The sequence below is a fragment of the Treponema sp. R6D11 genome, from assembly GCF_054786075.1.
In genome coordinates, this window is sequence record NZ_BDHD01000041.1 from 1 (window position 1) to 14213 (window position 14213).

Genomic DNA, 14213 nt, shown 5'->3' on the forward strand with positions numbered 1-14213 from the left:
TGTTCAAGCTATTCCCGACCAAGTTTGGAAATTGACGGCGCAACGGAAACAATTTGTAAATATCTATTATTATTTGTTTTTTGATAGTAGGCTCATTTTCTGTAACTGCGGGGAAAAATTCTTCTATTGCCGTTTTATCATCAATAAGCCCAAGATTAAGCGCCACGGGTATGGAAGCGGGATTCGGCTTAAAATTTTCATCATTAGATAAATTTCCAGATCTATACGAAGCGGCGCTTCTTCGCGCGTCATCAACATTTCTTATAAACGGAGCCGCCAACCATGCAAGTTCAGGGTCTGCTTCCTGTAAAAAAGGAAGCCTTTTAAGCGCAAGCTCAAGAAGATTAATATCGCTTTCAGGCAATTCAGAGGGTTGCGGTTTTCTGTTTTGCGCATATTCAAAAAATATATGCAATGGGCGCGGGTCGCGGGGGAATCTGTCCATAGCAAGCAGAACTTGGCTTCTAAATTGCGCCGATGCGTAAGCATAATCATAACCAGGTTCTTTCCCACTTGCCATTCCACGCAAAGCAAGAAGGCGCAGCATTACAGCGTCTGCGCGGGAGCTTACCGCGTCTATTTTATCAAGGCAGGTTATTGCGTCTTGATATTCGCGCATAGAAATAAGCATTTGCGCTTTTAACAACTGCGCGTTGTATTCGCTGTACTTAACCCAACGGTTAGCGTCAATCGCTTTATTTAAACTTTCAACTATCGCCTTTTGTCTTATACTGCTTTTATAGTGCGATTGAACAACAGCCAAAAGGTATGGAATATCGGAAGAAGTGCTGTAAAAATCCATGGCGCGAGTAGCTGCGGCAAGCGCTTCATCCCATCTCTGTTCGTCAATCGCCTGCTGTATCCATTGAACATACTGCAATGCCGCCTGTGAATCGTCTTTTGCGTTTGTTACGGGTTGAGCATTAACATTGAGGCAAATTGCCATAAACAGCAGTAATAAGCACAGAGTATATAAATTAATTCGCGATGTTTTAAATTTCATTCTGATGCCTCTTTAGACGGAAGACCGAGAATTTCCCGTACTTCATCATCAATAAGCGTCTCGCGCGCAAGAAGAGCGTCGGCTAATTTTTCAAGATGGTTTTTATGTTCTTTAATAATTTTTAAGGCGTTGTTTCTGGCGTGATCTAGTATTTCCTTAACTGCCTTGTCTATTTTATGCGCGGTATCTTCTGAATAATCCTTATGGCGCGCAATTTCTTTGCCAAGGAAAATAGGCTCGTCCTCCTGACCATACGCGATTGGACCAAGCTCCGCCGCCATGCCCCACTCGCAAACCATGTTACGCGCCATTTCTGTCGCCTGTTGAATATCGTTTTTTGTCCCAGTGGTTGTCTCATTATAAAAAAGATTTTCCGCTAACCAGCCGCCGTAACAGATGGCGATGCGATCTTCTATCCAGCCCTTGGAGCGGCTGTAACTGTCTTCTTCGGGGAGGGAAAGCGCAGCGCCAAGCGCGCGTCCATGGGGAACAATCGTAACTTTATGCAACGGGTCGGCGTTTTTAAGAAAATAGTGCAGTATCGCATGCCCCGCTTCGTGAATTGCGGTCATACGCCGCTCTTTGTCGGAAATCACAAGCGTTGTACGCGCCACGCCCATCAGTACCTTATCTCTGGCTTCTTCAAAGTCGTGCATAATAACTTCGGGTCTGTCTTTTCGCGCGGCAAACAAAGCCGCTTCGTTTACAAGGTTCGCTATATCCGCGCCGCTCATTCCCGGCGTAGCTCTTGCGATGCGGGCAAGATCAATTTCTTTATCCAGAGGAATTTTTGCGGCGTGGATTTGTAAAATAGCCTCTCTTTCTTTTATGTCGGGCATCGCGACAATTACTTGGCGGTCAAAGCGCCCAGGACGAAGAAGGGCTGGGTCTAAAACATCGGGACGATTTGTCGCGGCAAGAATAATAACTCCGTCTTTTGAATCAAAGCCGTCCATTTCTACAAGGAGTTGGTTTAATGTCTGCTCGCGCTCGTCATGACCGCCGCCGTAGCCTGCGCCGCGGGTGCGCCCAACAGCGTCCAATTCATCAATAAAAATTATACAAGGAGCGCTCTTGCGTCCCTGATCAAAAAGGTCTCTTACGCGGCTTGCCCCAACGCCGACAAACATTTCCACAAAGTCGGAACCTGACATATGAAAGAACGCGACGCCGGCTTCTCCGGCGACAGAACGAGCCATTAATGTTTTACCTGTTCCGGGCATTCCGACAAGAAGCACGCCTTTTGGAATACGCGCTCCCATCTTGGTAAACTTTTGCGGATTTTTTAAAAACTCAACTACTTCCTCAAGCTCATACTTTGCGTCCTTCTGCCCCGCTACATCGGCAAAACTTACTTTTTTTCCTTCGTCATGATAACGCTTTGCCTTGCTCTTTCCAAATTGAAAATTCTTCATGCCGACGCCCTGTATGTTTCTAAAAATAATCATGATAATTGTAAAACCAATAATCCAGGGAAGCATATCGATAATTATCCGCATAAATGTTACTTTCGCGGGAGAGCTTGCAATTTTAATACCCTTGTCCGGTAGGTTAAGAATAAAAGGATCAGACAGGCTAATAATACGAGTCTTAAACTGAGGGGAGCTTCCTGTTGAGCCTTTTAAATAAATATCTACGGTTTTGTCGTCATAAATGGTAACTGATTCAACCTGATTTTCATCGACAAGGCGGATAAAATCCGAGTAGGATATATTCATAACAGGAGCTTTATCGCCCTTGTAAAAAAAGGCGATAAAGATAACTGACAGTATTATAAAAAGAACAAACGCAAAACTACCCGGTCCCCTAGGTTGAGCGGGTCCGCGATCTGGTAATTTATTAGGATCAGTCATTAATACTCCTGTTTCATTACTACCAAAGACTAGATAACGAAACTTTACTATATATAAGAATTTTAAGCGTTTTACGCCAATTAATCAAGATACCGATAATTGGGGTTTTTCGTGAGATTTCACATTTATTTATAAATTTTCATATCCAGATGGCACTTCAAAATCTTCTATACTATTATCAGCATCTTTACTATTTATAACCGGTTTTTTATCTTCTTCTTTTTTTTCTTCTTTTTTGTGTACAATATTATATTTCTTTTCTAAAAAGAGCGTCATGTGTCTTACAAACTCTTCAAAATCTCTTTCATTCATTTTCTCAATTTTTTCTCTTTCTTCATCTCCCTTTCCTTTTACCGTAAAACCAAACACAAAGTAATCCGCTATTTCATCATCTTTTTCTGTTACTTCTTTGCTATATACATTTATTTCCGTAAATTCAATTCCGTTCTCTTTGTACTCTAACAACCTCACTGAATGTTTTTGCTTTATAATTACAGCCGTTTCTTCATATATTCTTTCGCTCATTTTTTCTCTCCTCTCCGTCTTTATTTATACCACATTCTTTAGCTTATACGCAACAGCCGCGAAATCCCTATTTCAAAGTATTCTTTTTGTACGCGAGACAGAAGGACTTTTTCCCCTTCACGGCTGATTTTTATATGTCCAAGGGCTGCGGCATTTACCGCGCCTGCGCAAAAACGTCTTACAACCGCGCGTTTTACAGGGCGGGGATTTTTCCTATTTTTTAACAATTCGTCAATGGCAAGGAAAACAGCCTCTTCGCGAATTATTTGGTCTTGAGCAAAAAAGTTTTTGGCTTCTGTAAAACCAGAGACGGGAAATTTGCTATTTGCGCAATCCTTTAATCCGTTATGTGAAATCTCATGCCATTTTACGCGCGCTGCGGCTTCTACCGCTATAAAATCCGCCGTAAGCGACTGCGTTTGAGCCATGTTAAAAACGCCGCTTTTCCATGAAGGGAACGCCTCATTTAACAACGGAACAAGAGCGCGGCGTATACGGTTACGAAGGTATTTTTCATCGGCGTTTGTGGAGTCTTCCCGCCAGCTTATGTTTTTTGCTTTTAGGTACTCTATAACGTCAACGCGCGTCATTTTTAACAAGGGGCGAAGAAGACGACCGCGTTTTTCCGGCATGGCGGAAAGCCCCGCAGAACCTGACCCTCGCAAGATACGCATTAAAGCGGTTTCCAAAAGATCGTCCTTTGTATGGGCAAGCAGAATTATTGCCTTTTCACCTAACCTGTTGGCTTCTTTGGAAAAAGCCCTGTGGCGGAAAAAGCGGGCTGCGGCTTCTATACCGATTCCTTTTTTTCTTGCGAGAGCGGCTACTTTGCCCGGCGGAATATTTTCAATCTTACATTCAATACCTTTGCTTTCGCAAAACTTGCGGACAAATTCGGCGTCGCCTTGGCTTTCCTCTACCGAGCGGATACCGTGTTCAACATGGAGGCAAAATAGCGCGTCTTTGCCGATAACGCCGCCGTCTCTAAGAGCTAACAATGCCGAAAGCAGAGCCATTGAGTCAGCGCCGCCTGAGACGGCAATTAAAAAGACTGTCCCCACAGGACAGTCTTTTATGCAAGAAAAAACATTATTTTCAAATTGGGGTCCGATAGGTTATTTTTTCTCCCCAGCGCCCGGAGCCTTTTTGTCTCCTGCGGCTGGCGCTTTCTTGTCGCCTGCGGCGGCAGGCGCAGCACCGGCAGCTCCAGCGGGACCGGCTGCACCGGGAGCTCCCGCAGCACCTGCTGCTGCTGCGGCATCGGCTGCGGCGACTTCTGCGGCTGTAGGAGCGACAACTTCAATCTTGGCGAATTTCACCAACGCAAAAACCTGATCCGGGTTTGTAATAAGTTTAACTCCCGCCGCAAGGGGAATATCCCTAACGTGCATGGATTGGTTAGCTTTAAGAGCGGAAATATCAATTTCGATTCTTTCGGGAAGATCTTTGGGAAGACATTCAACTTCAATTTCATGCAAGGGAGTTTCCAACATACCGCCGTCGCGTACGCCAATGGGGTTTCCGTGGAAAATAAGGGAAACTTTCGCGCGCAGAGCGACTCCGCTTTCTACTTCGTAAAAGTCGATATGAAGAATATTCCCGTCGATAATATTTCGCTGAGTATCTTTTACAAAAGCATCGTAAGATTTGCCATCTACTTCTACTTTTACAATTGTACTTTCAGAGATACCTTTTGTACCTTTAAGAAATTCACTGGAATCCAAATCTATGGGAAGAGCCTTAACTGATCTTCCGTAGATTACCGCAGGTATCCTGCCGTTTTTCCTGATTCTGCGAGATTCGGCGGAACCCTGTTTTTGACGACTTTTTGCCTGTAACACAACCTTGCTCATATTCTACCTCAATAAAAATTTAAATGGGATTTATCCCTATCTGGGACGACAGGATTCGAACCTGTGAATACCGGCTCCAAAGACCGGTGGCTTACCACTTGCCGACATCCCATTTTTCGGTAAGTTTACTAAAATAAAAAAAAAGAATCAAGTGTAACCTTAAAAAACCCCGGTTGGGTTTTTTAAGGTTACGAGAAGAAAATCGCAAATTTATCCTCGTAAAAAACTATTTTAGAGCGATTTTCTTCAAAGGTTATGAAGCTATATAAAAACTGAAGTTTTTATATAGCTATGTACACTGGGACTAAAATTAAATATCGTCCGAGTTTTCAGGGACAGTATCGACATCGCCTGAATCGTATTTTTCCAGAATACGCCTTTGCAATTCAGCCCTGAATTCCGGATGAATAGGATGAGCGACATCTTTATATTCTCCCGCCCTGGTCTTACGACTGGGCATGGCGATAAAAACTCCTGTCTTACCCTCAATAATCTTTATGTTGTGAACAACAAAGCAATCGTCAAATGTAACCGTTACATAGGCTTTCGGCTTACCGCCTCCAGCTACCTTTCGGACCCTAATATCAGTAATTTCCATGGCTCTCTCCTTTTTAAAGTCCTAATGCTGTGATAAGAGATTAGCAAACGCTTACTAACCTCAACTTGATTTACATTGTAATATGGTTTTGTCATGAAAGCAAGCAAAAGTTTTATAATTAATATTAATGTTTCAAGCTAATATCTTAAAAAGACAGAATTTATATAACTATATTACTCACAATGAGAGTATTTTAAGATCTAGCCTATTTTTGCTCTGTAATACGGTAAAGAACCTGACTTCCTTGAAGAACGCCGGTAAGCTCATAAGCGCCGCTTACAAAATCCTGGGCATATTCATAAGTTTCGTTTAAAATTTTAGTAGTCTGCGATCTTCCTTTTGCTTGAGCGCCAGTACTCTCGTTATATACGACGCTTATTCTGTAAAAACCGGGAGCAAGATAGACATCGCTTCCATCATCAAGCGGAACCAACTGCCTGCTTAATACTGATGTTTTATCTATATTTGAATACATACCTTCTATTCTTGTAATAGTTATTCCAAGACCGCTTATAATTTGTACAGGTTTAGGTATTACTTTTCCGTTACAATACCATGTATTATTTTTATATTCATAAAGTCCGCCTACATATTCAAAAGCATTTACCATATTATAAAACTCCTTAGGTAAACCTTCATTTCCAAGGAATCTGAATAAAAAGTTTATTGGTATACGAATGCTGGTTAAATTGCCATTATTGGCAAATACGCTTTCTTCCATAACTTTTATATTTGACATTATAGATACGCTGGTAAGGCTGTTATTTCTAAACGCAAACCGTTCAATATTGATAACGCTTTCGGGAATAGTCAAAGTGGCAAGCATATTATCGGCAAACGCGTTTTCTCCAATCTGCATTACGCTTGTCGGAATTGTTATATTTGTCAGTCTATTGTTACAGAACGCTCCTTCTTCAATGCTTATAACGCCGTCCTGCATAACTACGCTTGTAAGATTATTATTCCTGAAAGATGAATGTCTGATAGTTGAAACGCCTTTTGGTATAACTACGCTTACAAGATTGTTATTGTTAAAAGCCGAACGTCCAATGCTTGTGACAGTTGACGGAAGATTTAAACCTGATATTTTATTATCCTCAAACGCTCTTTCCCCTATGCTTACAAGCCCTTCTTCTAAAGTTACATTGGCTAATTGTTTGTTGTTAAAAAAGGCGTTATCCCCTATTGTTGTAACATTTCCCGGAATTTTTATGGTAGTAAAGTTGTTATCGGCAAACGCTGCGTTGCCTATACTTTTAACGGTTGTCGCTATACTGATGGTTGTTAAACCGTTTTCCGCAAACGCGCTTTCTCCTATTTCTGTAACGCCTTCCGGTATTTTAAGGCTGACCAGTTTGTTTTTATAAAACGCAAAACGCCCGATACTTGTAACGCCTTCTTGAATATTTACGCTGGCTAACTGATTGTTTCTAAATGCCGCCCTTCCTACAATCTTTACATTTTTAGGAATAACAGTCGATGTCAACTGATTATACGCAAACGCGTTATCTCCTATGTTTGTAACATTGTTGTGAATATTTACGCTAGTTAATCTATTATTCGCAAAAACGCCGTTTGAAAATACTTTTAAGGTTGTTGGAATAACCAAATAGCTAATCTGATTATTCATAAACGCTTCATCGCCGATAACTGTCAAGCCAAAAGGAATAGTTAAATTGATGATAGCGTTATCCTTAAAAGCGGTTTTTCCGATTGATTCCAAATCTTCATTAAGAAATGCGTCTTTTAATTTATTGCTCGCAAACGCATTATCACCTATACTCATAACGCCCAGCGGTATTGTTACAGTTGTCAGATTATTCATAAAAAACGCGCCAGATTCAATTACCGTAACACCAAGCGGTATTGTCACTTTGGTAAGTTTTTTGTTTTTGAACGCATTGCTTCCTATCGTAACAACAGGATACTTTCCTATTTGCGGTGGTATATTAACTACCGATTTTCTCCCCTTATAAGCGGTAATAGTAATAACCTTGCTTTCGTTATCTCCGGAAGTAGTAAAAGAAAAATCAACCGGATTTGTATATTTACGGCTGTCAAACTCGCCGCTAACGGTAGTACAGGTAATATACAAACCTGCTACAAGAGAAATAATAATTAATTTAATAACGTTCTTCTTCATAATAAAACTCCTTGTTTACAGGGTTTTAACTCAATATATATTAATTATAATATAAATTTAAACAAAAACCAATAGAAAATGAATACGTTACTTAAATGTACAACATTCCCGGACAAATGACCATTTTTTCCGCATGGCTTTTACCGCTTTTTTAGCCTGTATCCTGTCCGCAAAAACCCCAAAACAGGTAGCCCCAGAGCCGGAAAGATTTGCGTAATGAGCCCCAAATTCCCGCAGTTTGGCAATTATCTCATTATAAACCGATTTTTGAGATTCAGGGGAAAAGTTTAAAAAGTCGTTAAAAAACAGGGGGTAAATTTTTTCATCAAATTCACCATTTTTTATAAATTCGCCGATTCCGCCTGTTTGCGCTGAAGTACGATTTTCGTCAATTAATTTGTAGGCGGCTGATGTTTCGCTGTGAAAGCCTGGATTAACCAGTACCAAGTGTAATTTGGGCGCTTTTAGCGGAAAAATATGCTCTCCCCTGCCTGTTACAAGGGCGGCGGGAGTTTCATGGATAAAAAATGGGACATCACTGCCAAGAAAAGCCGCCATTTCAAGTAAATCTTCGCGGCGACATGGAAAATCGGCTATTTTATTCAGCGCTAAAAGAGTTGCCGCCGCGTCTGAAGACCCGCCGCCAAGACCGCCACCCAACGGAATACGCTTTTTGACCCTTATTTTAAGCCCTTTTTTAAAGCCTGTTTTTTCCCGAAACAAGGATACCGCCTTAAAAATAATGTTTTCTTTCATCGGTAGAGGCGATTTTAGTCCCTTCATATCAATTTTTACGCTATTTTCACCATTTAAAACCTTAAAATTCAGGGTATCGCCAAAATTTACCGCCAAAAAAAACGCTTTCTATATCGTGAAAACCGTCTTTTCGCCTGTCTTTTACAGCCAAATGAAGGTTTACCTTGACAGGGGCAAAAACAGACCTCGTTTTTATTAATACAGGCATAAAATACAGAATATCATATTTATTAAATTTATCAAAATCTTTAATAACCTGTTGACAATTAGATATATCCTCTTTTATGTTTTTAGTGGGAGGTTTTTTAACCTCCATTACTCAGTTTAGATTCAAGAAATTATTAATTTCTAAGGGAGAACATTATGGTTCTGAACGGAGCTGTGGATCAGGAAGAATTAACGCTGATACCGGTAGACGGACTTGACGCCGTTTACGAAACAGAGAGTCCCTCGCCGGCTTTCATCTTCAGTGATGACGATGACATCGAAGATGATTTTGATGATGAAGATGATTACGAAGACGACGACATCGAGGACGAAGAAGACGAAGACGAGGAAGATGACTACGAAGACGAGGAAGATGACGATGACTACGAAGATGACGACGAAGAAGACGACTACGAAGACGATGAAGAAGACGACGAAGACTGGGACGACGAAGACGAATAATTAAGGCATATCACCTCTAAAGGCTGAATCCTTTAGAGGTGTACCTTACTCTGCTGTCTGAGTCCTATTTTGAAACGTCGGGACGGGAGTCCAAAGTTTTTCAAGTTCGTAAAATTCCCTTACGCCAGAAGTCATCAAATGTACGATTATTGTCCCAAGGTCTAGCAGACGCCATTCGTCGTCTGAATCTCTGCGAGAGCTGCCGAATATTTCTATATTCTTTTCATGGCAGAATTCTTTAATGTGTTTTTCAAGACCGTCTATGTGGGTTTTACTTGTGGCTGTCACAATAATAAAAAAGTCTGTCCAATTATTTATCCCGCGCAGATCAAGTACGCAAACATTCTGCCCGTTATGCTCGCTTAAAAGAGAGCCCAAATCTGCCGCTTGTTTGTCAATTGCCGATGACATATCTTCCATTAAAGTTCCTTCCAATCAACAAGGTTATATCCGCTTTGTATTCGGTGGCAGTTTCATTTTCTTTGGGCATTACTTGTTTGCGTATGTTATCGCAACGGATAACATCGGCAAATGATTTAACCATAGAGTCATCATCGGTACGTTGAATTATTACCGTACTTTCATAATTACCGCGATCCGCGTTTGCTATTGAAATTACATCATAGCCAAAATTGCGAAGCATTTCCGCCGTCTTTCCGGCAAGTCCGTTTATCTCAGTCCCATTCAAAACTTCCACTGTAAGACTATGCTCAACTAATCGATCATTAGTCTCGCTGGTAAGCGTCCCCAATGTTTGGCGGACAACTTCTTTTACAAGATTTCCATCCCAGTGCGGAATAATAAGCATCTGTCCCGATACTTCCCGCAGATTTCCACCGACAGATTGAATATTGGTTCTGTCGGTATCTATATTTACAAACTCATTAAAGAGCAACATCATTGTGCGTTGATTCATGCTTGTTTTAAAGAATGAATGGTACATCTTTGCAGCTCCGGGATTATTAAGCTTTTCATTCATTTGAATCTGGCGGTTAAGAAAACCCAAAAAGAAACGCTGTCTTCTAAAAACTTCCATTTCGCTTTCTTCATGAGGAATGGTATATGTCGCGTAAAGACTTGCCTTGTCGCCGTCAAGAACAGTCATGCCGGAAGGAAACAAAATAACGCTGTTTTCGTCTCTGTATGATACAGCAGATGGAATAAAAATTTCCACTCCTTCCAAAAGATCAACAATGGAAACAAGATTTTCCTTTGTTATAACAACTGTAAAATTTATATCTATCCCTAAAAGTTTCTCTATTTCGTTTTCATAACTGCCTATTCTTGCGGGGTCATACACTCTGTCAATTCTGTCTACGCGGTTTATCTTTGCGATTAAAAGACCGAGGTTTTCCGGTACATCAAAAATAGCAGCCCGTTTTGTAACAGGATAATACATAAGCAAATAAGTGCTGATGGGCATTTTGCTATCTTCTATTACAAAAAGCGTATTAACAACGCGGTTTCCCGAAAAAGCGTCTTCCACAGGGTTGCTGCGAAACGCTATTACAGAAAAAACAATTCCAAACGCAAGCAAAAGAACTATTAACACGAGTAATAAAATAGAAGCGTCGCCTTTAATTATTCTCAATTTTTCCTTTCCTTTAACTTGTTTAACAACAATATTGTATCATGGGATAAATCCTGTCCTTTTGCCTGCACTTTGATAATTGTTTTTTCAATTACGGCGATAAGAATGTTATCCAAAGAATCCTCCCTGCACATTTTCCTTAAAGCGTGGTCTATTGTTCTTGAGGGTTCTGTTTTATCGGCAATATAAACTACCTTTGCCAGTTGACCCATATTTTCGCTACCCGATGTATGGAACTCCACAGCCTCAATCACATCTTTATTATGAATGGAGAAACGCTCTCTTATCAATACCGCCGCGGCTTTTCCGTGCAAAAGATTAGGTTTGTCCGCCTCAAGAGCGGAAATATCCATTCCAGCGGTTTTAACAATTTTTAACATCTCTTTGTTATCAAGTTGTTTTGCCAGATCGTGGGCGATTCCCGCAAGGTAGCCGTCCATTGGCTCCAGACCGAAACGGCGGCATAAATCAAAGGCTTGAAGGGCTGTCTGCCTTGAATGAAGAAAACGCTCTGTACTGAGGGTTTCCCTTGCCTCCGTCTCTATGCGCTTAATAACGCTGTCAGGAGGGATTTCAGGGCGGGATTTGCCACTGTAGCCGTATAATTTCCTATTTTCGATAATTGCCGCCGCGCCTGAGGGGATAAACTCTTGCCAGTGTCCGCCTTCGGTTATTCTGCGCCTTATTTCATTTGACGAAATATCGAGTATTTCGTTTTCGATAGTGGTATGGGCAAAGGGATATTTAACCGACTCGGAATTGATCCTACGCGCAATCACAATATCCGCCAATTTTAAAATTTTGTCGCTATCACGCCATTTTGGAAAATCGGCGGCAAGATCATCGCCGATAATCAGCGAGGGTTTGCCCGCAGGTAAGTACCTTTCGATAATATCTTCCAGAGTGTTTATTGTGTATGAGATTCCTTCTCGCCTTATCTCGCAGTTATCAATGGCGAACCTGGTATCCCCGATAATTGAGGCGGCAAGCATATCTATTCTGTCTTTTACACTTGTTTCCATTCCTTCGGCGTCCAACTTAAACGGAGAGCGGTATGCCGGCACAAAAACCACCCTATCAAGTTTTAAAGCCGAAATAGCTTTTTCAGCCAGAAAAATATGTCCGTTGTGAACGGGAGCAAAACTGCCGCCTAAAATGCCAAGCTTCAATTTTCTTCTCCTTCAAATACATCTTCCGCTTTTTCCGCTTCTATTTCAACTTCATTTTCACCCTCATTTTCGTCCGCTGTTTCATTTTGTGGGGCTGATGTAAGACGCAGAAAAGCGTTAGTAAGCTCCTGTAAGCCGTCCCCTGAAAAAACCGAAAGACCGATAACTTCTTCCGCCGGATATTTTTTCGCAAGCTCAGCAAGTCTGCCCTCAGTTTCTGGCAAGTCGGTTTTTGTTCCGACTAACAGCCGTTTTTTTTGCGGAAGACGGGAAGAAAAAGAGCCTAGCTCTTTAAGCAGAATATCAAAGGCGGCAAGATAGTTTTCGTCAGATAAATCAATAAGAAAAGCCAATGCGACAGTGCGTGAAATATGTTTTAAAAACTGAATACCAAGCCCAGCCCCGCTTGACGCTCCTTCGATAAGACCGGGAATGTCGGCAATGATTATATCTTTTTCTCCGGCGGTTAAAACTCCAAGGTTGGGAATTTTTGTAGTAAAGGGATACGCCGCTATTTTTGGTCTTGCATTGGTAAAGCGGTTAAGAAGACTGGACTTGCCGGCGTTTGGAAAACCAACAAGACCGATGTCCGCCATTATTTGTAACTCAACTTTTAATTTTACTGTTTCACCTGGTTTTCCCGGCAATGCTTTTCGGGGCGCTTGATTTACGGAGGACTTAAAATGGATATTACCCCAGCCGCCGTTGCCGCCCTTTAAAAAAACAAAATCATCTTGAGCTTTTGTAAAATCCCTGATAAGTTTGCCTGTCTCTTCTTCACGTATTATCGAGCCGGGCGGCAGTGGGATAACCATATCCTCGCCATTTGCCCCGTAACGCCCCCAGTTCTCGCCGTCATGACCGTTCTGGGCTTTAAAAGTGTGTTTGTAACGTAAGTGGGCAAGGGTGCGCAGGTTTCTTCGGACAGTAAAAATAATGTCCCCTCCCCTGCCCCCGTCTCCGCCGGACGGTCCGCCCTTTGGGATATATTTTTCCCTGCGGAAAGCGATACAGCCGTTGCCGCCCTTTCCAGAGGAAACTTCTATTGTTGCTTCATCTGCAAATTTTTCCACGCAAGAGGTTTATTGAGCGTCCTGAACTATAGAGGCGAGTTTGCGTCCCCTGCGATTGTGAAAATTGACTTTTCCGTCCGCAAGGGCAAAAAGAGTGTAATCGCCGCCGCAACCGACATTTGTTCCCGGGTGAATCTTTGTCCCACGTTGGCGGGCAATAATAGTGCCAGCTTTTACAACAGTGCCTGCCGACGCTTTAACGCCTAAATATTTAGGCTGTGAATCTCTTCCGTTTTTTGCACCGCTTCCGCCGCGTTTCCTTGCCATATTCAACTCCTCTAGAACTACAAAAAAACCCGGTTGGTTTTTTTGTAGTTCTTTAGAAGAAAACCGCATTAGCGGTTTTCTTCATTTTGTTTTGAAAACATATAAAAACTGAAGTTTTTATATGTTCTGTATATTAATCTCGCAATTCTTTGGGTATTCCTGAGCGACGGATTTTATTCCCTCTAGCAGAAAAACCCCTGTGGCGGAAAGAAAATCTTTTCCTTCCGCTTGATAATCGGCTTCCAGCCATAACTGTCCCTTTTCAGGAGCGCCGAACCTAATTGTTACCCCATCTCTGCCGGACAGAATACTTATCGCTGTTCTAAACAAAACCGAAACGGCGGCACAAACAATGTCGCCTCCGGCTTTACCTGACCCTGCGTGTCCTTCAGCCTTACAAGCCCTTAAAACGCCGCTGCCGTCTAAAACCGCTTCTACCCGTATCAGGCTGATATATCCCCAATTTTAATTATTGAGTACTGCTGCCTGTGTCCCTGCTTGCGCCTGTAGTCCTTTTTGGGTTTGTACTTAAAAACAATGATTTTATCGTCTTTCCCATGGGATTGTACCGTCGCGGACACTTTTGCGCCCTTTACATAGGGGTCGCCTACTTTTACTGAGTCGCCTGAAACCAACAGCACAGTTTCGATATTAATGGCTGTTCCCGGTTCAGCGTCAATTAAGTCAACTTTAAGCAGACCGCCTTTTTCGGC

General features: G+C 41.9%; 17 protein-coding genes and 1 tRNA gene. 1 reads left to right on the top strand and 17 read right to left on the bottom strand.

Annotated elements, in window-relative coordinates; genetic code table 11:
* The 10 genes from ACYVTD_RS05725 to ACYVTD_RS05770 all read right to left on the bottom strand — a co-directional run.
* Positions 1 to 946, bottom strand: a 946-nt coding sequence (locus ACYVTD_RS05725; protein WP_461246827.1) for a tetratricopeptide repeat protein, incomplete at its 3' end; no start/stop codon positions are given.
* A 53-nt stretch (positions 947 to 999) separates the two neighbouring features.
* On the bottom strand, positions 1000 to 2856 hold the full coding sequence (ftsH, locus tag ACYVTD_RS05730) for an ATP-dependent zinc metalloprotease FtsH (protein WP_461246828.1): 1857 nt from the start codon (positions 2854 to 2856) through the stop codon (positions 1000 to 1002).
* A 129-nt stretch (positions 2857 to 2985) separates the two neighbouring features.
* Positions 2986 to 3381, bottom strand: a complete 396-nt coding sequence (locus tag ACYVTD_RS05735; protein WP_461246829.1) for a hypothetical protein — start codon at positions 3379 to 3381, stop codon at positions 2986 to 2988.
* Between the two features lie 38 nt (positions 3382 to 3419).
* Entirely contained in the window at positions 3420 to 4442 is a 1023-nt protein-coding gene (gene tilS / locus ACYVTD_RS05740) for a tRNA lysidine(34) synthetase TilS (protein ID WP_461246830.1), read from the bottom strand.
* 54 nt (positions 4443 to 4496) lie between these two features.
* The gene (locus ACYVTD_RS05745) at positions 4497 to 5234 is read right to left on the bottom strand and encodes a 50S ribosomal protein L25 (protein ID WP_461246831.1); all 738 of its coding nucleotides are present in this window, start codon (positions 5232 to 5234) and stop codon (positions 4497 to 4499) included.
* A gap of 40 nt (positions 5235 to 5274) precedes the next feature.
* Positions 5275 to 5346 (bottom strand) — tRNA-Gln (locus tag ACYVTD_RS05750).
* 198 nt (positions 5347 to 5544) lie between these two features.
* Entirely contained in the window at positions 5545 to 5832 is a 288-nt protein-coding gene (gene spoVG, locus ACYVTD_RS05755; protein WP_461246832.1) for a septation regulator SpoVG, read from the bottom strand.
* A gap of 205 nt (positions 5833 to 6037) precedes the next feature.
* A complete protein-coding gene (locus tag ACYVTD_RS05760) occupies positions 6038 to 7975 on the bottom strand; it encodes a leucine-rich repeat domain-containing protein (RefSeq protein WP_461246833.1) in 1938 nt (645 codons plus the stop codon).
* 87 nt (positions 7976 to 8062) lie between these two features.
* A complete protein-coding gene (locus tag ACYVTD_RS05765) occupies positions 8063 to 8827 on the bottom strand; it encodes a 4-(cytidine 5'-diphospho)-2-C-methyl-D-erythritol kinase (RefSeq protein ID WP_461246834.1) in 765 nt (254 codons plus the stop codon).
* Positions 8793 to 9047, bottom strand: a complete 255-nt coding sequence (locus tag ACYVTD_RS05770) for a hypothetical protein (protein ID WP_461246835.1) — start codon at positions 9045 to 9047, stop codon at positions 8793 to 8795. Before ACYVTD_RS05770 ends, ACYVTD_RS05765 begins: the two co-directional genes overlap by 35 nt.
* A gap of 47 nt (positions 9048 to 9094) precedes the next feature.
* On the opposite strand from ACYVTD_RS05770, the gene ACYVTD_RS05775 reads away from it, so the two are divergent.
* Positions 9095 to 9400 (top strand): hypothetical protein, encoded by a 306-nt coding sequence (locus ACYVTD_RS05775; protein WP_461246836.1) that lies wholly within the window; start codon positions 9095 to 9097, stop codon positions 9398 to 9400.
* Between the two features lie 45 nt (positions 9401 to 9445).
* Here ACYVTD_RS05775 and rsfS read toward each other — a convergent pair whose 3' ends face one another.
* The 7 genes from rsfS to rplU all read right to left on the bottom strand — a co-directional run.
* Positions 9446 to 9820 carry a ribosome silencing factor gene (rsfS, locus tag ACYVTD_RS05780; protein WP_461246837.1) on the bottom strand — a complete coding sequence of 125 codons (375 nt, stop codon included), beginning with the start codon at positions 9818 to 9820 and terminating at the stop codon, positions 9446 to 9448.
* Complete coding sequence (locus tag ACYVTD_RS05785) at positions 9795 to 10991, bottom strand: LCP family protein (protein ID WP_461246838.1); 1197 nt, start codon at positions 10989 to 10991, stop codon at positions 9795 to 9797. Before ACYVTD_RS05785 ends, rsfS begins: the two co-directional genes overlap by 26 nt.
* A complete protein-coding gene (nadD, locus tag ACYVTD_RS05790; RefSeq protein ID WP_461246839.1) occupies positions 10988 to 12160 on the bottom strand; it encodes a nicotinate (nicotinamide) nucleotide adenylyltransferase in 1173 nt (390 codons plus the stop codon). The genes ACYVTD_RS05785 and nadD overlap by 4 nt, the downstream gene beginning before the upstream one ends.
* A complete protein-coding gene (obgE, locus tag ACYVTD_RS05795) occupies positions 12157 to 13233 on the bottom strand; it encodes a GTPase ObgE (protein ID WP_461246840.1) in 1077 nt (358 codons plus the stop codon). The genes nadD and obgE overlap by 4 nt, the downstream gene beginning before the upstream one ends.
* A 9-nt stretch (positions 13234 to 13242) precedes the next feature.
* Positions 13243 to 13500, bottom strand: a complete 258-nt coding sequence (rpmA, locus tag ACYVTD_RS05800; RefSeq protein WP_461246841.1) for a 50S ribosomal protein L27 — start codon at positions 13498 to 13500, stop codon at positions 13243 to 13245.
* Positions 13501 to 13617: 117 nt separating this feature from the next.
* On the bottom strand, positions 13618 to 13953 hold the full coding sequence (locus tag ACYVTD_RS05805; RefSeq protein ID WP_461246843.1) for a ribosomal-processing cysteine protease Prp: 336 nt from the start codon (positions 13951 to 13953) through the stop codon (positions 13618 to 13620).
* Positions 13944 to 14213: 50S ribosomal protein L21 (gene rplU / locus ACYVTD_RS05810; protein WP_461246842.1), on the bottom strand; the 270-nt coding region annotated here is incomplete at its 5' end. The genes ACYVTD_RS05805 and rplU, both read right to left, overlap by 10 nt.

Excerpts from the sequence above, each read along its gene's own strand:
- ftsH (WP_461246828.1), bottom strand. The coding sequence starts at position 2,856 with ATGACTGATCCTAATAAATTACCAGATCGCGGACCCGCTCAACCTAGG.
- ACYVTD_RS05735 (WP_461246829.1), bottom strand. The coding sequence starts at position 3,381 with ATGAGCGAAAGAATATATGAAGAAACGGCTGTAATTATAAAGCAAAAA.
- ACYVTD_RS05745 (WP_461246831.1), bottom strand. The coding sequence starts at position 5,234 with ATGAGCAAGGTTGTGTTACAGGCAAAAAGTCGTCAAAAACAGGGTTCC.
- spoVG (WP_461246832.1), bottom strand. The coding sequence starts at position 5,832 with ATGGAAATTACTGATATTAGGGTCCGAAAGGTAGCTGGAGGCGGTAAG.
- ACYVTD_RS05760 (WP_461246833.1), bottom strand. The coding sequence starts at position 7,975 with ATGAAGAAGAACGTTATTAAATTAATTATTATTTCTCTTGTAGCAGGT.
- ACYVTD_RS05770 (WP_461246835.1), bottom strand. The coding sequence starts at position 9,047 with ATGGAGGTTAAAAAACCTCCCACTAAAAACATAAAAGAGGATATATCT.
- ACYVTD_RS05775 (WP_461246836.1), top strand. The coding sequence starts at position 9,095 with ATGGTTCTGAACGGAGCTGTGGATCAGGAAGAATTAACGCTGATACCG.
- rsfS (WP_461246837.1), bottom strand. The coding sequence starts at position 9,820 with ATGGAAGATATGTCATCGGCAATTGACAAACAAGCGGCAGATTTGGGC.
- rpmA (WP_461246841.1), bottom strand. The coding sequence starts at position 13,500 with ATGGCAAGGAAACGCGGCGGAAGCGGTGCAAAAAACGGAAGAGATTCA.